Source organism: Aquamicrobium terrae, assembly GCF_040545735.1.
Taxonomy (GTDB): Bacteria; Pseudomonadota; Alphaproteobacteria; order Rhizobiales; family Rhizobiaceae; genus Mesorhizobium; species Mesorhizobium terrae_A.
This window is the reverse complement of record NZ_JBEPML010000027.1, coordinates 54,567-73,674: the sequence shown is the minus strand read 5'-3', so window position 1 is coordinate 73,674 and position 19,108 is coordinate 54,567. Positions and strand designations below refer to the sequence as shown.

21 protein-coding genes are annotated in these 19,108 nt (G+C 66.6%); 8 read left to right on the top strand and 13 right to left on the bottom strand.

The window, feature by feature from the left end; translation table 11 throughout:
- Nucleotides 1-187: 187 nt before the first annotated feature.
- The 6 genes from ABID37_RS24530 to ABID37_RS24505 all read right to left on the bottom strand — a co-directional run bounded on the left by ABID37_RS24530 (nt 188) and on the right by ABID37_RS24505 (nt 4,992).
- Nucleotides 188-823 carry a YceH family protein gene (locus ABID37_RS24530; RefSeq protein WP_354199596.1) on the bottom strand — a complete coding sequence of 212 codons (636 nt, stop codon included), beginning with the start codon at nt 821-823 and terminating at the stop codon, nt 188-190.
- A gap of 115 nt (nt 824-938) precedes the next feature.
- Nucleotides 939-1,718, bottom strand: coding sequence for a succinate dehydrogenase iron-sulfur subunit (locus ABID37_RS24525; RefSeq protein ID WP_354199595.1), 780 nt, complete (start codon nt 1,716-1,718; stop codon nt 939-941).
- Between the two features lie 11 nt (nt 1,719-1,729).
- Entirely contained in the window at nt 1,730-3,538 is a 1,809-nt protein-coding gene (gene sdhA / locus ABID37_RS24520) for a succinate dehydrogenase flavoprotein subunit (RefSeq protein WP_354199594.1), read from the bottom strand.
- Nucleotides 3,539-3,541: 3 nt separating this feature from the next.
- On the bottom strand, nt 3,542-3,937 hold the full coding sequence (gene sdhD / locus ABID37_RS24515) for a succinate dehydrogenase, hydrophobic membrane anchor protein (RefSeq protein WP_354199593.1): 396 nt from the start codon (nt 3,935-3,937) through the stop codon (nt 3,542-3,544).
- Nucleotides 3,934-4,356: a succinate dehydrogenase, cytochrome b556 subunit gene (sdhC, locus tag ABID37_RS24510; protein WP_354199592.1), complete on the bottom strand. Its 423-nt coding sequence runs from the start codon at nt 4,354-4,356 to the stop codon at nt 3,934-3,936. The genes sdhD and sdhC overlap by 4 nt, the downstream gene beginning before the upstream one ends.
- A gap of 240 nt (nt 4,357-4,596) precedes the next feature.
- The gene (locus ABID37_RS24505) at nt 4,597-4,992 is read right to left on the bottom strand and encodes a hypothetical protein (RefSeq protein WP_354199591.1); all 396 of its coding nucleotides are present in this window, start codon (nt 4,990-4,992) and stop codon (nt 4,597-4,599) included.
- A 357-nt stretch (nt 4,993-5,349) separates the two neighbouring features.
- Here ABID37_RS24505 and ABID37_RS24500 point away from each other — a divergent pair, with 357 nt between their 5' ends.
- A complete protein-coding gene (locus ABID37_RS24500) occupies nt 5,350-5,721 on the top strand; it encodes a hypothetical protein (protein ID WP_354199590.1) in 372 nt (123 codons plus the stop codon).
- On the opposite strand, the gene ABID37_RS24495 is transcribed toward ABID37_RS24500, so the two are convergent.
- The gene (locus tag ABID37_RS24495) at nt 5,705-6,928 is read right to left on the bottom strand and encodes a GGDEF domain-containing protein (protein WP_354199589.1); all 1,224 of its coding nucleotides are present in this window, start codon (nt 6,926-6,928) and stop codon (nt 5,705-5,707) included. The two genes, ABID37_RS24500 and ABID37_RS24495, sit on opposite strands and share 17 nt — an antisense overlap.
- A gap of 147 nt (nt 6,929-7,075) precedes the next feature.
- Between ABID37_RS24495 and ABID37_RS24490 the strand changes: the two genes are divergently transcribed.
- Nucleotides 7,076-7,387 carry a hypothetical protein gene (locus ABID37_RS24490; protein WP_354199588.1) on the top strand — a complete coding sequence of 104 codons (312 nt, stop codon included), beginning with the start codon at nt 7,076-7,078 and terminating at the stop codon, nt 7,385-7,387.
- Nucleotides 7,388-7,476: 89 nt separating this feature from the next.
- Here the strand turns inward: ABID37_RS24490 and leuC are convergent, their stop codons facing one another.
- Together leuC and ABID37_RS24480 are read right to left on the bottom strand one after the other, a co-directional pair.
- Nucleotides 7,477-8,886, bottom strand: a complete 1,410-nt coding sequence (leuC, locus tag ABID37_RS24485; RefSeq protein ID WP_354199587.1) for a 3-isopropylmalate dehydratase large subunit — start codon at nt 8,884-8,886, stop codon at nt 7,477-7,479.
- Between the two features lie 248 nt (nt 8,887-9,134).
- Complete coding sequence (locus ABID37_RS24480; RefSeq protein WP_354199586.1) at nt 9,135-9,692, bottom strand: MarR family winged helix-turn-helix transcriptional regulator; 558 nt, start codon at nt 9,690-9,692, stop codon at nt 9,135-9,137.
- Between the two features lie 95 nt (nt 9,693-9,787).
- Between ABID37_RS24480 and ABID37_RS24475 the strand changes: the two genes are divergently transcribed.
- Nucleotides 9,788-10,501 carry a hypothetical protein gene (locus ABID37_RS24475; RefSeq protein ID WP_354199585.1) on the top strand — a complete coding sequence of 238 codons (714 nt, stop codon included), beginning with the start codon at nt 9,788-9,790 and terminating at the stop codon, nt 10,499-10,501.
- A 43-nt stretch (nt 10,502-10,544) separates the two neighbouring features.
- Here ABID37_RS24475 and ABID37_RS24470 read toward each other — a convergent pair whose 3' ends face one another.
- The 4 genes from ABID37_RS24470 to ABID37_RS24455 form a co-directional block, all read right to left on the bottom strand.
- Nucleotides 10,545-11,360 (bottom strand): amino acid ABC transporter permease, encoded by an 816-nt coding sequence (locus ABID37_RS24470; protein ID WP_354199584.1) that lies wholly within the window; start codon nt 11,358-11,360, stop codon nt 10,545-10,547.
- Nucleotides 11,361-11,466: 106 nt separating this feature from the next.
- Complete coding sequence (locus ABID37_RS24465) at nt 11,467-12,264, bottom strand: transporter substrate-binding domain-containing protein (RefSeq protein WP_354199603.1); 798 nt, start codon at nt 12,262-12,264, stop codon at nt 11,467-11,469.
- A 124-nt stretch (nt 12,265-12,388) separates the two neighbouring features.
- On the bottom strand, nt 12,389-12,922 hold the full coding sequence (gene rplS / locus ABID37_RS24460; RefSeq protein WP_354199583.1) for a 50S ribosomal protein L19: 534 nt from the start codon (nt 12,920-12,922) through the stop codon (nt 12,389-12,391).
- 237 nt (nt 12,923-13,159) lie between these two features.
- A complete protein-coding gene (locus ABID37_RS24455) occupies nt 13,160-13,321 on the bottom strand; it encodes a hypothetical protein (protein ID WP_354199582.1) in 162 nt (53 codons plus the stop codon).
- 138 nt (nt 13,322-13,459) lie between these two features.
- Here ABID37_RS24455 and ABID37_RS24450 point away from each other — a divergent pair, with 138 nt between their 5' ends.
- The 5 genes from ABID37_RS24450 (at nt 13,460) to ABID37_RS24430 (ending at nt 19,106) form a co-directional block, all read left to right on the top strand.
- Nucleotides 13,460-15,373 carry a propionyl-CoA synthetase gene (locus tag ABID37_RS24450; protein ID WP_354199581.1) on the top strand — a complete coding sequence of 638 codons (1,914 nt, stop codon included), beginning with the start codon at nt 13,460-13,462 and terminating at the stop codon, nt 15,371-15,373.
- Between the two features lie 111 nt (nt 15,374-15,484).
- The gene (locus ABID37_RS24445) at nt 15,485-17,248 is read left to right on the top strand and encodes an SLC13 family permease (RefSeq protein ID WP_354199602.1); all 1,764 of its coding nucleotides are present in this window, start codon (nt 15,485-15,487) and stop codon (nt 17,246-17,248) included.
- A 71-nt stretch (nt 17,249-17,319) separates the two neighbouring features.
- Nucleotides 17,320-17,631 carry a hypothetical protein gene (locus ABID37_RS24440; protein ID WP_354199580.1) on the top strand — a complete coding sequence of 104 codons (312 nt, stop codon included), beginning with the start codon at nt 17,320-17,322 and terminating at the stop codon, nt 17,629-17,631.
- Between the two features lie 24 nt (nt 17,632-17,655).
- Nucleotides 17,656-18,246 carry a DJ-1/PfpI family protein gene (locus ABID37_RS24435; protein WP_354199579.1) on the top strand — a complete coding sequence of 197 codons (591 nt, stop codon included), beginning with the start codon at nt 17,656-17,658 and terminating at the stop codon, nt 18,244-18,246.
- A 143-nt stretch (nt 18,247-18,389) separates the two neighbouring features.
- Nucleotides 18,390-19,106, top strand: coding sequence for a helix-turn-helix transcriptional regulator (locus ABID37_RS24430; protein WP_354199578.1), 717 nt, complete (start codon nt 18,390-18,392; stop codon nt 19,104-19,106).
- Nucleotides 19,107-19,108: the final 2 nt, after the last annotated feature.

Here is a 19,108-nt window from a genome sequence, read left to right as displayed (position 1 = left end):
CGATCCTCGCAATCGCAGCGACCATGCGAAAGATCATCATAACCCTCAACGCAAGGCTCAGAGACAATCAAAACCATCAGAGTTGATGACGATGGGGTGTCTGTCGGCACAAGTGCCCGCCCGGCAAAGTGCCGGACGTATCGGCTGGAACAAGCCACCCGGATATTTCCACCCATCTGCAAAACGCTCAGGCCCCCAGCGCGTCGAGCCGTTCGGTGAGCTGGCGCACCTGCTCCTCCAGCGCCGCGATGCGCGCTTCGAGTTCCGCATCGCCCGACACCACGACCGGGCCGGAAGCCACTGCCAGGGCCGCGACATCGACCTCGCCCGAAAGCAGATGCGCGTAGCGGTCCTCGCGCTGGCCGGGACCGCGGCCGATTTCCTGCACCAGCGGCGGACGCTTGCCGATCAGCATGTCGAGCTCCCCGCGCAGGTCGTCGGCGGAGGCGAAGCGGGCCATGCGCTCGGAGCGCGCCAGAAGTTCATGCACCGTCTGCGGGCCGCGCAGCATGAGCAGGCCGAGCAGTGCCGTCTGCGGCACGGTCAGCGAGAATTTCTGCGCCATCAGATGCTCATAGCGTTCGACGCGCGAGGCAAAGATCTGCCGCACCAGCCCCTTCTGCTCCAGCATCTTCAGGCCGCGCTGCACATCCGCCTGCGTCAGCGCCATGACCGGCTCGCGCGCCGTCTTCTGGTTCGCCGCCGCCAGGAGCGCGTTGGCGGTCAGCGGATAGACGTCCGGCGTCAGTTCCTTCTTCTCGATGAGGCAGCCGAGAATGCGCGCTTCAAGCGCGCTGAGAATGAGGGAATCGTCGCTGTCCACCACACCAACCTCCGCAAAAGACAAGGGCCGCCGCCGGAATCCGGCAGCGGCCCTGCTATAAACGATCAGGGCGCGGGCGCAAACCAGTTGGCGCGAACCCTTGCCCGGTCCCCGGTCAGACCCGGCGCTCGACCATCATCTTCTTGATCTCGGCGATCGCCTTGGCCGGGTTCAGGCCCTTGGGGCAGGTCTGCGTGCAGTTCATGATGGTGTGGCAGCGATAGAGCCGGAACGGGTCTTCCAGATTGTCCAGCCGCTCGCCGGTCGCCTCGTCGCGGGAGTCGATGAGCCAGCGATAGGCCTGCAGCAGCACGGCGGGGCCGAGATAACGGTCGCCGTTCCACCAGTAGCTCGGGCAAGCGGTGGAGCAACAGGCGCACAGGATGCACTCGTAGAGGCCGTCCAGCTTCTCGCGGTCCTCATGGCTTTGCAGCCATTCCTTCGCCGGCTCCGGCGAGACCGTTTGCAGCCAGGGCTCGATCGAGGCGTGCTGGGCATAGAAATTGTTGAGGTCGGGCACGAGGTCCTTGATCACCGGCATGTGCGGCAGCGGATAGACCTTGACCGGCCCGTTGATGTCGTCGGCGCCCTTGGTGCAGGCCAGCGTGTTGGCGCCGTCGATGTTCATGGCGCAGGAACCGCAGATGCCTTCGCGGCAGGAACGGCGCAGCGTCAGCGTCGGGTCGATCTTGTTCTTGATCCACAGCAGCGCGTCGAGGACCATCGGCCCGCAATCGTCCATGTCGACGAAATAGGTGTCCATGCGCGGGTTCTCGTCGTCGTCCGGCGACCAGCGATAGATGCGGTATTCGCGCAGGTTGGTGGCGCCTTCCGGCTTCGGCCAGGTCTTGCCCTGCTTGATCTGCGAGTTCTTGGGGAGCGTGAGTTCGACCATTTTTCAGATCCTCAATACACGCGCGCCTTGGGCGCGATCTTGGCCGGATCGATGCCGCCGTCCTCGGGCTTGATCTGCGGCTCGGTGTGCACCGGGCGATAGGTGAGCGTGACCTTGCCGTCGGGGCTGAGATGAGCCAGCGTGTGCTTGCGCCAGTTCTTGTCGTCACGCTCGGTGAAGTCCTCGCGGGCGTGCGCCCCGCGGCTCTCCTTGCGCGCCTCGGCGCTGTAGACGGTGGTGATGGCGTTGGCCATCAGGTTCTCCAGCTCCAGCGTCTCGACGAGGTCGGAGTTCCAGATCATCGAGCGGTCGAAGACCTTGATCTCCTTCAGCTCGCCCCAGATCTGCGAGATGCGCCGGCAGCCGTTCTCCAGCGATTCCTGGGTGCGGAACACCGCCGCGTCGTCCTGCATGGCGCGCTGCATGCGCTCGCGGATGACGGCGGTCGGCGTCGAGCCGTTGGCATGGCGCAGCCGGTCGAAGCGGTCCATGATGCGGTCGCAGCTCGCCTGGTTGAGCGCCGGCACCGGCGACTTGGCGTCGACGATCTCGCCGGCGCGGATGGCGGCGGCGCGGCCGAACACCACGAGGTCGATCAGCGAATTGGAGCCGAGGCGGTTGGCCCCGTGCACCGAGGCGCAGCCGGCCTCACCCACCGCCATCAGGCCGGGCGACACGCGGTCGGGCTGGCCGGCGGTCGGGTTGAGCACCTCGCCCCAATAATTGGTCGGCACGCCGCCCATATTGTAGTGCACCGTCGGCAGCACCGGGATCGGCTCCTTGGTGAGGTCGACGCCGGCGAAGATCTTGGCCGATTCGGAAATGCCGGGCAGGCGCTCGTGCAGCACCGCCGGGTCAAGATGGTCGAGATGCAGGAAGATGTGGTCCTTGTTCTTGCCGACGCCCCGGCCTTCGCGGATCTCCATGGTCATGCAGCGCGAAACCACGTCGCGCGAGGCAAGGTCCTTGGCCGACGGCGCGTAGCGCTCCATGAAGCGCTCGCCCTCGGAATTGACCAGATAGCCGCCCTCGCCGCGCGCGCCCTCGGTGATCAGGCAGCCGGCGCCGTAGATGCCGGTCGGGTGGAACTGCACGAACTCCATGTCCTGGAGCGGTAGGCCGGCCCGCGCCGCCATGCCGCCGCCGTCGCCGGTACAGGTGTGGGCCGAGGTGGCGGAGAAATAGGAGCGGCCATAGCCGCCGGTGGCCAGCACCACCATCTTGGCCGAGAAGCGGTGGATGGTGCCGTCATCGAGGTTCCACGCCATCACGCCGGTGCAGGTGCCGTCCTGGTCCATGATCAGGTCGAGCGCGAAATATTCGATGAAGAACTGCGCGTGATGCTTCAGCGACTGGCCGTAGAGCGTGTGCAGGATGGCGTGGCCGGTGCGGTCGGCCGCCGCGCAGGTGCGCTGCACCGGCGGGCCGTCGCCATAGTTCATCATATGGCCGCCGAACGGGCGCTGGTAGATCTTGCCTTCCTCGGTGCGCGAGAACGGCACGCCGTAGTGCTCGAGTTCGTAGACGGCGGCCGGCGCCTCGCGCGCCAGATATTCCATGGCGTCGGTGTCGCCCAGCCAGTCGGAGCCCTTGACGGTGTCGTAGAGGTGCCAGTGCCAGTGGTCGGGGCCCATGTTCTGCAGCGAGGCGGCGATGCCGCCCTGTGCCGCGACGGTGTGCGAGCGGGTCGGGAACACCTTGGTGATGCAGGCCGTCCTCAGCCCCTGCTCGGCCATGCCCAGCGTGGCGCGCAGGCCGGCGCCGCCGGCGCCGACGACGACGACATCGAATTTGTGATCGACATAGGTATAGGCGGCCACCGGTCAGCCTCCGAATGCGAGCTTGAGCAGGGCGAAGATCGAGACGATGCCGACCGCTGCCGTGAAGAAGGTATTGAGGATGAGAAGCGCCAGCTTCGAGCCCTCGCCGTGGACATAGTCCTCGATGATGACCTGCATGCCGAGGCGCATGTGGTAGAGGCCGGACAACAGCATGGCGATCATGACCAGCGCCACGGCGGGATGGCCGAGCGCCGCCCGCACCTCGTCATAGCCGGCCCCGTTCATGACGACCAGAAAACCGACGAAGAACAGGAACAGCGGCAGGTTGGCGAGCGCCGTGAGGCGCTGGCGCCAGAAATGCAGGGTGCCCTCATGGGCCGAGCCGAGGCCGCGCACCTTGCCCAGCGGCGTGCGCATGTCCTTACCGCTGCCGCTCATGCCCAGCCTCCCCGCACCATGTAGCCGACGACCCAGATCGCGACGGTGAGCACGATGGACCCGAACAGCGTCGCCCATCCGAGCTTCGAGGCGGTGTGCTTGTCGAGCGCCGCGCCCGTATCCCAGATGAAGTGGCGGATACCGCCCAGCATGTGCTGCATCAGCGCCCAGGTGTAGCCGAACAGGACCAGCCGGCCGATCAGGGTGCCGAAGAACCAGTTGACGGTCTCGAAGGTGTCCCTCGACCCGGCCGCCGCGATCAACCAGAGCGCGACCAGCAACGTGCCGAAATAGAGCGCGCCGCCGGTGATGCGGTGCACGATCGACATGGTCATGGTGATCTTGGGCCGGTAGACGGTCAGATGCGGCGACAGCGGCCGTGGCCTGGGCTGGGCGTGGGTGGCTGGTGAACGGCTCATGGCTCCCCCGTTGGGCTCCTCCATTGGGCTTTCCCGGCACGGACAGTCCGGCGCATATGCGTCATGACCAGCTCGGAAAGCGACTTTGGATAGCGGCGTTCTAGAACTCTTTTTGCACCGCGTCAAAGCCGGAAAATCGTTTCCTATTCATAATTTAGTCTGAGTAATCCATCCGGCGGGCCTTCAACCGATTAAGATTTGCAAGATCAGCCGCGCGAATACTTAACCTGACTAAAACACTCATCTTGTGCAGGTGAGTGGCGGGTGCCGGCCCTTGACCACCAGCGCCTCGGGTCCGTCGAGCACCACGGCATCGACGCCCAGTCCGTAGCGGCTGCGCTGGTTGGCGGGGGCGGCCGGCAGTTCCTCGTCGTCGCCGTCGGGGCCGAGGATGCGGATGGCGGTGCCCAGATTGCGGATGGTCATCATGCTGCCGTCGGCGCAATTGTAGGTAGCGGTGCCGGGCTGCGCCGTCTCCTTTTCGGTGACGATGGCCATGGCCGCCGACCCCTCTCCGTCGGTCGGATCGACCAGCGTCTTGTCCGCTAGCGGTTTCGCGCCTTGGTTCGAGACACAGGCCGCGCAGACGATCGGCAACAAGGCGGCAGCCACCTTCGCCATCCGGCACAGATTCATCAGCTTCACCTCCAGGGGGCGCGGACCTACGGAGCAAACCCGGAATCGGCTTCCGGTTGCAGTCGATTCGGGGGCAATCGCCTGCAGCCGAACCACGAACACCCCTGCGGGATGCCGCCCGATGTAACCGCGCCGATGTCCGCGGATCAAGTACGGCATCGTCCTGCGGAGGCAAAAATCCGGGATTTTCGCGGAATATTCAGTCTTTTCAATTGGTTGAAGCTGCTCATAGTGCATCAGCCAGAAATCCCGGATGCCGCCGCGCCGCATCCCGGCATCTTAACAAAGATTAAGAAATGGTTAATGCTGGCCGAAGGAGAATCCGTGCGCAAGGGGCGCACATACAGGGAGGCAACAATGCGCCACAGTCATCGTCTGCCCGCCATGGCCCGGCCCGTCGCCCGTGTCGCCGCGCTGGCCGTTCTGTGCATCGGCTTCGCCGCGCCGGCCACCGCCTGGCAGGACGGCGACCATGTCTATGCCGATTCCTTCGGCAATCTCGTGGTCGACAGCGCCGCCGGCTACAAGCGCATCGTCGTCGGCCAGGGGCACATGGCCCGGCAGATGGCCGCCTACACGGCCACCAGTGAACCGAAGGTCATCTATCTCGACAGGGCGGAAGAAAGGGCATCGGCCGACTGCTACCGGCCGCCCGTCTTCGTCAAGGGCCGCAGCCATATGTACGGCCTTGCCGACGGCGAGATGCCCGAACTCAGCCCCTGCCGTTGAGGTTCACCCCCGCGTCCGACGACGTGCCCCCGGTCAGCACCGTCAGGGGGGTGGGTGAAATGCGCACCTGGTCGCGCCCGGCCTTCTTGGCCGTATAGAGCGCCTCGTCGGCGCGCCGCATCAGGTCGCCCAGCCGTTCCTGCGGCAGCATCTCGGCGATGCCGAAGCTTGCGGTGCAGCGATGGGCTGCGGGCAGCCCCTCGACCGGCCTGTCGCTAAAGGCGCCGCGCACGCTTTCGGCGAACAGGCGCGCCCTGCCCAGATTGACCTGCGGCATCAGGATGGCGAACTCCTCGCCACCGATACGGCCCACGACATGGCCGCGCCCGGCCGAACGGGCGAGAAGACCGCCGAACGTCTCGATGACGCGGTCGCCCGCCGCATGGCCGAAACCGTCGTTGATTTCCTTGAAATGGTCGAGATCGGCGATCGCCAGCGAAACCGGCAGGCCCCTGCGCGCCGCCTCGCGCAACGCCTGGTCGGCATGGGTCATGAAGCCGTTGCGATTGAACAGCCGCGACAGCGCGTCGATCTCGGAACGGGCGTTGGCGTCGGCCATCACGTCGCGCACCAGAACGACCAGCGTCAGCACCGCGACCGCCATGGCGAACACCGTGCCCAGTGATTGCGAGGCCATGGCATAGGCGGTCTGAAGATATTCCTGCGGCGCGCTCCCCCAGCCGCCAAGCGCATGGGCGAGGAAGGGCTTGGCCGCGAATTGCGCGGCGCTGCCGACGAGCGTGCCCATGAGCAGCCGGTCGATCAGTTCCAGCCGCTGCCGGGAGGCCCATATGATGCAGGCCGCCACCAATTGCATGGCCGCATAAGGCCCCTGATAGGCCATCATGCGAACCGTGGACTGGCGCGGCAGTTCCTGCGCGAAATAGAGGAACACGCTGGCGCCGACGAAGAACATCGCCATCGGCACCCAGGCCAGCGCCACCTCATATTTGCGGGCCAGGCCGAAATTGTAGGCCATGGTCGCGGCGAGGAACAGCGCGAAGGCCAGCACCACCGGCAGGCGCGCATTGTCAAAGGCGGGGATGCCGAACTCGACGACCAGATAGGCCATGCACAGGAGGTTGGAAACGACCAGCCAGCGGGCCGAGATGCGACGCGCATCGTAAACGGCGATCATCATGAAGGCCCCGGCCAGAAGGCCGGAGAGGAACAAGTTGATCGCCAGGATGAAACTTGCGCCGCTCATAGGATCCCGCCTCTTATACCCGGTTTACCCAACGACAGCCAAAAAACCGGTTAACGGGAAGCTCCGCACCGGATTTTGTGCCATTCTCGGGCATGGAACCCCGGCCCCGGGCCGGCGTTATCCGCCTACAGGGCGAAGGAGGCAGACATGGCCGAAACGGTCACACTCATCGATCACGAGACGATCAGGGATTGGGCGGCGGCACGCGCCGGCGCGCCGGCCATCGTCGACGTATCCCCGGAAGCCGGAACCCAGCCGATGCTGCGGCTGGTCTTCGGCCAGCACGCCTATGCCGACACGGGCCAGGCCGAGCGCCCCGCCAATGCCGGCGGCTACGAGCTCGTCGAATGGGACGAATGGTTCCGGCTGTTCGACGCGGCGCATCTGGCGCTGGTGGTCGGCAAGGACGTTCCCGGCCGCCGCGATTCCTATCACGAGTTCGTGCGCCGCCCCGATTGACCCGGCAGCAATCTGACCCGGCACCCATCCCGAAATGAAGAAAGCCCCGCGCATGGCGCGGGGCTTTTTCTTGACCACGTTGATCGTCCTTACTGCCAGTCGCGGATATCGACGAAATGGCCGGCAATGGCCGCCGCCGCCGCCATGGCCGGCGACACCAGATGGGTGCGGCCCTTGAAGCCCTGCCGGCCCTCGAAATTTCGGTTGGAGGTCGAGGCACAGCGCTCATGCGGCTTCAGCCGGTCGTCGTTCATGGCAAGGCACATGGAGCAGCCCGGCTCGCGCCAGTCGAAGCCGGCCTCGATGAAGATCTTGTCGAGCCCTTCGGCCTCGGCCTGCGCCTTCACCAGGCCCGAGCCCGGCACGATCATGGCGTTGACGCGCGGATTGACTTGTCTGCCCTTGGCGACGGCGGCCACGGCGCGCAGGTCCTCGATGCGGCCATTGGTGCAGGAGCCGATGAACACGCGGTCGATGGCGATGTCGGTGATCTTCGTGCCGGCGGTCAGGCCCATATACTCCAGCGCGCGCTTCTTGGAGTTGCGCTTGTTCTCGTCCTCGATCAGCTCCGGATCGGGGACCGTGCCGGTCACCGAAACGACGTCCTCGGGCGACGAGCCCCAGGTGACGATCGGCGGCAGCGAGGCTGCATCGAGCACCACGACCTTGTCGTAATGCGCCCCTTCGTCGGTCTTCAGCGTCTTCCAGTATTCCACGGCCATGTCCCACGCCTTGCCCGTGGGCGCGCGCGGCTTGTCCTTCACATAGGCGAAGGTCGTCTCGTCGGGTGCGATCAGGCCGGCGCGGGCGCCGCCTTCGATCGACATGTTGCAGACGGTCATGCGGCCTTCCATCGACAGCGAACGGATCGCCTCGCCGGCATATTCGATGACGTAGCCGGTGCCGCCGGCGGTGCCGATCTCGCCGATGATGGCGAGGATGATATCCTTGGCAGTGACGCCCTCGGGCAGTTGCCCGTCGACGCGCACCAGCATGTTCTTCGCCTTCTTCTGGATCAGCGTCTGGGTGGCCAGCACATGCTCGACCTCCGAGGTGCCGATGCCGTGCGCCAAGGCGCCGAACGCACCATGTGTGGAGGTATGGCTGTCGCCGCACACGATGGTCATGCCGGGCAGGGTGAAGCCCTGCTCGGGGCCGATGATGTGGACGATGCCCTGGCGGCGGTCCTTCTCGGAATAGTACTCGACGCCGAAATCGGCGGCGTTCCTGGCCAGCGCCTCGACCTGGATGCGGCTTTCCTCGTTCTTGATGCCGTTGACGCGGTCGGGCGAGGTCGGCACGTTGTGGTCGACCACGGCCAGCGTCTTCTCGGGATGGCGAACCTTGCGGCCGGCCATGCGCAGCCCCTCGAAGGCCTGCGGGCTGGTCACTTCATGGACGAGATGGCGGTCGATATAGAGCAGGCAGGTGCCGTCGTCCTGGCGGTCGACCACGTGATCGTCGAAAATCTTGTCGTAGAGGGTGCGCGGTGCGCTCATTTGCGTAAATCCGTCGATATGGAAAACAGGAGAAGCCCGTTGCCGGGCCGATGGCGATCAGGCGCGCTCTAGCGAAGTCGGCTGGTCGCCGAGCCCGAAACCCACGCGAAGAACCGTGCCGGCAGGCGCTTCTTGTCCTGCAGCACAAAACCCTTGTAGCACGGGTCTCCAAACAGTTCTTCCATCGCCCGTTCAATATCAATCTTTTGCCGGGACGGCAATCGCCCGCATCGACGCGCGGTTCCCGGTCAGGCAGCCTCCTGCTCCTGGCAGATCTGGCCGGCCTCCGCCTCTTCCAGCGGCGCCTGCAAAAGCCGGCAATAATGAAGGCCGGGGCCCCGTGCCTCGGCGGCGAAGTGCCGGCATTCGCGGCAGATGCCGAAGGCACGTCCCGAGCGCAGGTCGAGCACCGACCTGACCAGCGCCTCGACGCCCGCATGCAGGTCCGCCCGCACGGTTGCCGGCAGGACCTCCAGCGCCTTGCCGATCGTCGCCATGCCGTCATGGTCGAGCATGGCGGCGCCGGCGGCGGTGAGATCGAGACGCACCGAGCGCCCGTCGCCCGGATTGGCGGTCTTTTCCACCAGGCCGGCCCGTTCGAGGGTCATCAGGGTCTGCGAAACCGTGCCCTTGGTCAGGCCGAGATAGGCGGTGAGGCCGCCCGGCGTACGCGAGAAGCGGTTGGCGCGCGCCAGATAGCGCAAGGCCTCCCACTGCACCGGTTTCAGCCCGTGCGCGTGGCCCTCGTTGGTTACCAGCCGGGCCAGTCGCTCGATCAGTTCCACGGTCTTGCCATCGCTGTCCATGGGCTTTGGTATCGTATCAACACCATTCTTGCAATGCAGAGCTGGTTGCGCTACTCAATTGGTATTGACTCGATACTATAACGGAGGAGAGACACATGAAACCCGCCATTTTCGTTGCGGCAACCCTGCTCGCCGCTGCCCCGCCAGCCATGGCGCACGACATCAAGAGCGCGGTCGATCCGACCAAGCCGGCCGCCTTCGACATCACCTCCGCTTCCGCGACGACGGACGGCCGGCTTTCGACCTTCATGATGGAGGTCGCCGGCGAGGCCGGGTCCGTAAAGCCCGAGGCGACCGGCAAGCTGGAGGGCGCCAGGGTCACGGCCTATGTGTGGCCGACCGGCTTCGACCCCTCGGCGGTCGGCTTCGCGGAAAAGTCCGGCATCCTCGCCCTGGCCATAACCGCCCATCCGGACTTCGACGACACGCCGCTCTTCGACGAGAACGGCGACGGCGACCCGGCCAATGACGGGGCCGACTGGCACTCGCACTGGGTGGTGCTGGGCAAGGACGACGGCTGCGGCGCCGGCCTGAAGGTGCTCGACGTCTCCCCCGGCGTCGACCTGCTGCCGCCGACGGCGCCGATGCTGCCGCTCGCCCTCGACAGTCCCGGCATGTCGCCCAGCCTGCAGGGCAAGACGGCCCGCGTCACCGTGCCGGTCAGGGACGGCGAGAACGTCTCCTTCGACGCCGTCACGGCCGAGTTGCAGGTCAACGCGGAAGGCAAGGCGCCGCTCCTGTGCGTGACCGGCGTCCACGACATCGCCTCCGGCGACCTGTCGATGCCCGGCAAGATCGTCAAGCAGTGATTTCTGAAAGGCCGAGCCTGCGCAACCGGAAGGCGGCGCGGGCTCAGCCCCTGGCCTGGCCGCGCCGCAGGCGCTGTTCCAGCGCGCGCAGCGCCATCGACAGGCCGACGGTCAGGATCAGGTAGATATAGGCGACGATGGAGTAGGTCTCGAAGAAGCGGAATGAGCCGGAGGCGTAGATCTTGCCCATCTGGGTGATGTCGGCGACGCCCAGCACCGAGACCAGCGAACTGTCCTTGACCATGGCGATGAAGTCGTTGCCGAGCGGCGGCAATATGGTGCGGATCGCCTGCGGCAGCACGATCAGCCGGAAGCGCTGGATGCGCGTCAGCCCCAGCGCCTTGGCCGCCTCGACCTGCCCGACATCGACCGACTGGATGCCGGCCCGGAACACTTCAGCGATGAAGGCCGAATAGCCGACGGCCAGCGCCAGGATCGCCCGCCACAGCAGCGACACGTCGCGCACCATCAGCGGCTCGGCCAGGCCGGCCCCCTGCAACGGCAGCGTCACCGCGTTCCAGGCCGCCACCAGCGCCGGCGCGCCGACGAAGGCGACCCAGAACAGCAGCACCAGCATCGGCACGCCGCGGATGATCTCGACATAGAAGCGCGAAATCTGCCTGAGCCACACCGACGACGACAGCGCCATCAGCGCGATGCCGAGTCCGGCCGCCGAGGCCAGCACGAAGGCCACCAGCGTGACGAAGACGGTGATGCCGATGCCCTTCGAGACGGTGACGAAAACCTGCGCGTAGAGATCGCTGGCCGCGATCGACAGCCCGGCCGCCAGCGCCAGCGCGCAAGCCGCCACCAGCCACCACGGGAAATCGGCTTTCCTGACGCGTTTGGGAGATTGCATGAAGACGCTCGGGCTGTTGCGGGAAAGGTGTCCTACACCCCTTCCCGCCTCCCCGGCCAGAGCGGCGGCCGCGAACGTGCCGCCGCCGCCATTGCCGCGCCGCCGCTCACTCGCCCATCTTGTAGTCGCGGAACCACTTGACGGTCAGCTTCTCCATGGTGCCGTCCGCCTTCATGTCGGCGATGGCCGCATCGACCGGCGCGATCAGGTCGGAGCCCTTGGCGAGGATGAAGCCGAAATCCTCGGAGCCGAGCGGCCCGCCGACCATCTTGAGGCCGCCGCCGGAGGATTCGACATAGCCCTCGCCGGCGGTGCCGTCGGTGAGCACGGCGTCGACGTCGCCGGAGATCAGCGCCAGGATGGTGGCGCCGAAGGTCTCGAACAGCTTGATGCGCGGGTTCTGCTCATTGCCGTCCAGCACGCTGTAGACGGTGGTGTAGAAGGGCGTGGTGCCTGGCTGGGCGCCGATCAGCCCGTCGGTGAAGGCGGCGAAGCTCTTGGCGTCGGTGAAACGGCTCTCGTCGGAACGCACCAGCATGAACTGTTCGGAGCGCATATAGGGGTCGGAGAAGTCGACCTTGGCCTTGCGCTCGTCATTGATGGTGATGCCGTTCATGCCGATGTCGTACTGGCCGTCCGCCACCGCCTGGATCATCACGTCCCACGACGCATTGCGGTATTCGACCTCGAAATTGAGCCGCTTGGCGATCTCGTCCATCGCGTCATATTCCCAGCCCTTCTGCTCGCCGGACTTGGGATCGATGAATTGCAGCGGCGGATAGGCGTTCTCCGTCACCACCACCACCTTGCGGCCGGCGAGATCGGGCAGCCCCTGCGCCACGGCTGCGAACGGCATTGTCAGCACGGCCAGCAGGCCGGCCAGAACAAGCCCCGTCTTCGACATGCGATGCTTCACGATGACGCTCCTCTCCCGTTCAGGCGGGGGAGTTTATCCAGCGCGACGCACCTTGCAACCAACGAAAAAGGCGGCCGAAGCCGCCTTTCCGGTATTTCTTGCCAAAAGCTGCTTATTCGGCCGAAGCGGCCTCGGCGGCAGCCTTCTCGGCAGCGGCCTTCTCGGCGGCTTCCTGCGCCGCCTTCTCGGCAGCCAGGGCCTCGGCGGCGGCGATCTTCTCGGCCTCGATGCGGGCCTTCTCGGCGTTCAGCGCCTCGCGCTCGGCCTCGTTCAGCTTGCGGGCGCGGACGCCGGTGTTCTCCGAGATACGCGCCGACTTGCCGCGGCGGTCACGCAGGTAATAGAGCTTGGCGCGGCGTACCTTGCCGCGGCGCACGACGTCGACGCCCTCGACCATCGGCGAGTAGACCGGGAACACGCGCTCCACGCCCTCGCCGTAGGAAATCTTGCGAACGGTGAAATTCTCGTTCAGGCCCGAACCCGAACGGGCGATGACGACGCCCTCATAGGCCTGCACGCGGGTGCGGCTGCCTTCGGTGATGCGCACGTTGACGCGCACGGTGTCGCCGGGCTGGAACTCGGGCAGCTTGCGCTTTTCTTCGATCTTGGCGGCCTGCTCGGCCTCGAGCTGACGGATGATATCCATCTTCAGATCCACTTCTTGTTCTTCCGACAGCCAGAGCGCCCTGCTCTCGCCGCAGCAGTCCTTCACCGCTGGGCTATGCCGTCGGCCTTGAAGACCTTCGGCAGGGGCGGCTACACCGTCTTTCATTGACGGGTGACGCAGACCGGAAGACCCATTCCTCCGATCAGGCCGGGGCGATACACCATTCCGCAGGCTTTGTCACGGGGGTCGCGACCTTATCTTTCCCCCACCCTGTCCTCAGCGCCCGTGACCGGCCGCGACGGCCAGCGCCATCAGCCCGAGCGCCAGCAGCGCGAGCTTCCAGAAGTCGCCGCGCCGCCTCAGCCCCGGCAGGCCGAGCGGCTTGATGAGATGGAACACCATCATGGCGAGGATCAGGAGAGCGAGGATCTTGGTCATGGCCCGTTTGATCAGCCCCTTCCGTTCCTGTCAAAGGCCCATCCCTGCGGCAGGCCGTCCATTGGCCCTTAGTCAGATGGACGCCCCCTCTCTCAAGGGCTACAAACCTGCCGAGGAGAATTGGGAGGGACCAGGAGCATGGCATCGCGTTATCATGAGGTCTACGCCGAATGGAAGCGGGACCCTGAAGCATTCTGGGCCGAGGCCGCGAACGCCATCGACTGGTTTACCCCCTGGGACAAGGTGTTCGACGCGGAAGCCGGCGTCTACGGCAGATGGTTTTCCGGCGCGACCTGCAACACTTGCCACAACGCGCTCGACCGGCACGTCGCCGGGGGCCGCGCCGACCAGATCGCGCTGATCCACGACAGCGCCATCACCGGCGCAAAACAGAGCTTCACCTATGCCGAGCTGCAGCGCGAGGTCGTCGCCCTTGCGGCGGTGCTGGCCAGGAATGGCGTGACCAAGGGCGACCGGGTCATCGTCTACATGCCGATGATTCCGCAGGCGGCCGTCGCCATGCTCGCCTGCGCCCGCCTCGGCGCCATCCATTCGGTCGTCTTCGGCGGTTTCGCCGCGCGCGAACTGGCAACCCGCATCGACGACGCCCGGCCCAGGCTGGTCGTCTCCGCCTCCTGCGGTCTGGAGCCGAACCGCGTCGTCGCCTACAAGCCGCTGCTCGACGAGGCGATCGAGCTGTGCGCCCACCCTCCGCAGCATTGCGTCATCTTCCAGCGCGAGCAGCTTGCCTGCGACCTCGTCCCCGGCCGCGACATAGACTACGCCGAGGCCGTGGCGCGGGAGAAGGATGACGGCACCGAGGTGCCTTGCGTGCCCGTCGCCGCCACCGATCCGCTCTACGTGCTCTACACCTCCGGCACCACCGGCCAGCCCAAGGGCGTGGTGCGCGACAATGGCGGCCACATGGTCATGCTGAAATGGACCATGGACAACGAGTTCGGCGTCAAGCCGGGCGAGGTGTTCTGGGCGGCGTCCGACGTCGGCTGGGTCGTCGGCCATTCCTACATCGTCTATGCGCCGCTTCTGCATGGCTGCACCACGGTGATGTTCGAGGGCAAGCCGGTCGGCACGCCCGACGCCGGCACCTACTGGCGCGTCATCGCCGACCATGGCGTCGTCGCCCTGTTCACCGCGCCCACCGCCTTCCGCGCCATCAAGGGCCAGGACCCCAAGGGCGAATTCATCGGCAGATACGACCTCTCCGCCTTCCGCACCCTGTTCCTGGCCGGCGAGCGCGCCGACCCCGAGACCATCAAATGGGCCGAGCAGCGGCTTGGCGTGCCGGTCATCGACCACTGGTGGCAGACCGAGACAGGCGCCCCGATCACCCACAATCCGGTCGGCCTCGGCCTGCTGCCGGTCAGGCACGGCTCCCCGGGCGTCGCCATGCCCGGCTACGACATCCGCGTGCTGGACGATGCCGGCCACGAAGTGCCGACCGGCACGCTCGGCAATGTGGCGTTGAAGCTGCCGCTGCCGCCCGGCTGCCTGCCGACGCTGTGGGAGGCCGACGAGCGCTTCCGCCAGTCCTACCTCGCCGAATTCCCCGGCTACTACAAGACGGCCGACGCCGGCATCCTCGACGAGGACGGCTACCTGTTCGTAATGGCCCGCACCGACGACATCATCAATGTCGCCGGCCACCGCCTCTCCACCGGCGCCATGGAGGAGGTGCTGGCCGCCCATCCCGACGTCGCCGAATGCGCCGTCATCGGCGTCGCCGATGCGCTGAAGGGGCAGGCGCCGCTCGGCTTCGTGGTGCTCAATGCGGGCGTTGCCCGCGACACCGCCGCCATCGAGCAGGAGGTGGTGACGCTGGTGCGCGAGAAGATCGGCCCGGTCGCCGCCTTCAAGACGGTGCTGACCATCAAGCGCCTGCCCAAGACCCGCTCCGGAAAGGTGCTGCGCGCCACCATGCAGAAGATCGCCGACCGGCAGGACTGGAAGATGCCGGCCACCATCGACGATCCCGCGGTGCTGGACGAGATCGACGCGGTGCTGAAGGCGCGCGGGATCGGGCGCGCGGAATAGGCCGTTGAAAAACGATGCCGCTTGACATGGGGGCGGCAGCATAATCTTCCTTTCGCCGGCAACCCGACGCCGCCCTGCGGCGTTTTTCTGTGCCGCTCGGGAAAATTCATGCTGACACTGCCCCAGACCCTGTCCTTCGCCGTCATCGCCCTGATGATGGCCGCCTTCGTATGGGGACGCCTGCGCTACGACCTTGTCGCGGCGCTGTCGCTGCTCACCGCCGTGGCCGTCGGCGTGGTGCCGTTCGACAAGGCCTTCTCCGGCTTCAGCGATGACATCGTCATCATCGTCGGCAGCGCGCTGCTGGTCAGCGCCGGCGTGGCGCGCAGCGGCATCATGGAATATGCGCTGCAACGCTACGCGCCGGGCGTCAATTCGGTGCGCGCCCAGCTTGCGCTGCTGGTGGTGACGGTCGCCATCCTGTCCGCCTTCGTGAAGAACATCGGGGCGCTGGCGATCATGATCCCGATCGCCTTCCAGTTCGCCCGCCGCTCCGGCGCCTCGCCCTCGCTGTTCCTGATGCCGATGGCTTTCGCTTCCCTGCTCGGCGGCCTGATGACGCAGATCGGCACCTCGCCCAACGTCGTCGTCTCGCGCCTGCGCGAGGAACTGACGGGCACGTCCTTCACCATGTTCGACTTCACCCCGGTCGGCCTGGCGCTGACCGCCGCGGGCTGTGTGTTCCTCACCCTGTTCTATTTCCTGGTGCCGGCCCGCGAGCGCGGCGACAACGACCTCCACGCCGCACTCGACATCGAGAACTATTCGGCCGAGGCGCGCATCACCGCCGATTCCACCGTCGTCGACAAGCCGCTCTCGGCCCTGCTGAAAATCTCCTCGGGCGAGGCCGCCATCACCGCCATATTGCGCGAAGGGGGCCTGCGCATCGCGCCCCTGCCGGACGCCATCCTGCACGAGGACGACATCGTGCTGATCGAGGGCGGGCAGGAAGCGCTCGACCGCCTGGTGGCGCAGGCCAAGCTGCATGTCGGCGCCGGCCGCGACAAGACCTACAATCCCGAAGCGATCGCCGTCGAAGCCGTGGTCACCCAGAATTCCAGCCTCATCGGCTGGTCGGCCCAGCACCTGATGCTCTACGACCGCTTCAACGTGAACCTGCTCGCCGTCTCGCGCAAGGGCGCGCGGCTCGACCAGCGGCTCGGCAGCATCACCCTCAATTTCGGCGACATCCTCATGCTGCGCGGCGACAGCCAGACCCTGCCGCAATTCCTGCGTGACTTCGGCCTTTTGCCGCTGGCCGAGCGGCAGGTGCTTCTGGGCAGCGTGCGGCGCGGGCTGGTGCCGGTGTCGATCCTGGTGGCGGCCATGGGCGCCACCGCGCTCGGCCTGCTGCCGGTCGCCCTCGCCTTCTTCGCGGCGGCGGTGGCCATGGTGCTGTTTCGCGCCGTCCCGCTGCGCGAGACCTATGACGCGGTCGACGGGCCGATCCTGGTCATGCTCGCCGCGCTCATCCCGGTCAGCGATTCGCTGCGCACCACCGGCGCCACCGACGTGCTCGCCGCGCTGCTGGCCGATCTCGGCCAGATGCTGCCCGGCTACGGCGCGCTGGCGCTGATCCTGGTCGCGGCCATGATGGTGACGCCCTTCCTCAACAACGCCGCCACCGTGCTGGTCATGGCGCCCATCGCCGCCGGCTTCGCCACCAATCTCGGCTACCGGCCGGAAGCCTTCCTGATGGCGGTGGCCATCGGCGCCGGCTGCGATTTCCTCACCCCCATCGGCCACCAGTGCAACACGCTGGTCATGGGCCCCGGCGGCTACCGCTTCTCCGATTATCCGCGCCTTGGCCTGCCGCTGTCGTTCCTGGTCATCATTGTCGCGGTCCCCATGCTGATGCTGGTCTGGCCGCTGTAGCGGGACGGTTTCCGGCCTCTCTCCGGGCCCCCTGACCGTTGCTGACAGAAGGCTGTCAGCAGGCCTGTGCGATGATGCCTTTCATCATTTTTGCAAGGAGAGCGGCCATGACCAGCCCCGGCATTTTTTCCGCATTTGCGCACTATGTGCGACTGGCACGAACCCGGCGCAGCGAGATACGCACCATCCGCCTGCTGAATGCCCTTCCCCCCGAAGTCCGGGATGATATCGGCTGGCCGGAACTGCATATCGACGAAAACGGCCAGCTCGTGCACGGCGATGCGCCGGCGGCGGCTAGGCAGGCCGCTGTCGGGGCCCAGCCCCTGCGGCCGCATCGTAAGGCTTGGATAGCGCCCTCGATCCCGCCACAATGCCCGGCATGAGCAAATAGACCGCGAGACCGCATCATGCCTGACCGCAAGAAGCTTGGCGTTCTTTTCATTCCCCATTTCGCCGACTGGGAATATGGCCTTCTGGCCGCCTCCGCCGTCGAATGGTTCGGCGCCCGGGCCGTCTCCCTCACGCCCGACGGCGAGCCGGTGACCTCCATCGCCGGCTTCCGCCTGACGCCCGAGCGGCCGGCGGCAGCGGGCGAGAACGAAGACCTCGATGCCATCGCCGTGATCGGCTCCGACGGCTGGGCGAGCGCCGATGCGCCCGACGTCGCCCCCCTGCTCACAGCCGTGGCCGCGCGCGGCGGCGTGGTCGGCGGCATCTGCGGCGGCACGCTGGCGCTGGCCCGCGCCGGCCTGTTCGAGAGCGCGGCCCACACCAGCAACGGCCGCGGCTGGATTGCCCGCCATCTGCCTGGCTATGCCGGCGCCGCCAACTATCGCGACGTGCCCCGTGCGGTGGCCGACGGCCGGGTCGTTTCGGCACCGGGTTCGGCGCCCGGCACCTTCGCCGTCGAATTCCTGGCCGCCCTGTTTCCCGAAAGGCGCGGCGAGATCGGCGAAATGCGCGCCCTGTTCGGCCGCGAACATGCCGACATCTCCTGACACCATGCTGTCAGCAGCGCCATGCCAAAAAGGCGTCCGTGACAAGGCGCCTGGCCAAAAGAAGCTTGGCAAGGGCCGCGCGAGGGCAGATTGTCAGCAGGTGACAGGGGCGGCCGGGGGCACGAACGCCGAGGGAGCGACACATGCGCAGGGCCGACAGGCTTTTCCAGATCGTGCAGCATTTGCGCGGCGGCCGTCTGGTCACCGCCCACAAGCTGGCGACATGGCTGGAAGTATCCGAGCGCACCATCTACCGCGACATTGCCGACCTGCAATCGACCGGCGTGCCGATCGACGGCGAGGCGGGGGTCGGCTACCTGATGCGCGAAGGCTTCGACCTTCCGCCGCTGATGTTCACGCGTGACGAGATCGTGGCGCTGGTCGCCGGCGCCCGCATGGTGCGCGCCTTCGGCGGGGCCGCCATGGCGCGTGCGGCGGACGAGGCGCTGGTCAAGATCGGCGCGGTGCTGCCGCAGGCCGAGCGCGACCGCATCTCCCGCACCGAGATCCACACGCCGCTCTGGGTGGTGAGCGACAGCGCCCGCGAGGCGCTCGACATCATCGAGCGCGCCGTGGAGAAGCGGCAGGTGCTGACCCTCCACTATGGCGACGAAGCCGGCCGCACCACGGTGCGCGACATCCGCCCGCTCGGCCTGTGGTTCTGGGGCAAGGTGTGGACGCTGATCGCCTGGTGCGAGATGCGCGACGACTTTCGCGCCTTCCGCATCGACCGCATCACCTCGCTGGTCAAGGCCGAGCGTAGCTTCCGGCCCGAGCCCGGCAAGCGGCTGGCCGACTTCTACCGCGCCGTGGAGCACCGCGAAACCTACGGCACCGGCCCCACCGCCAGCGGCCTGTAGCG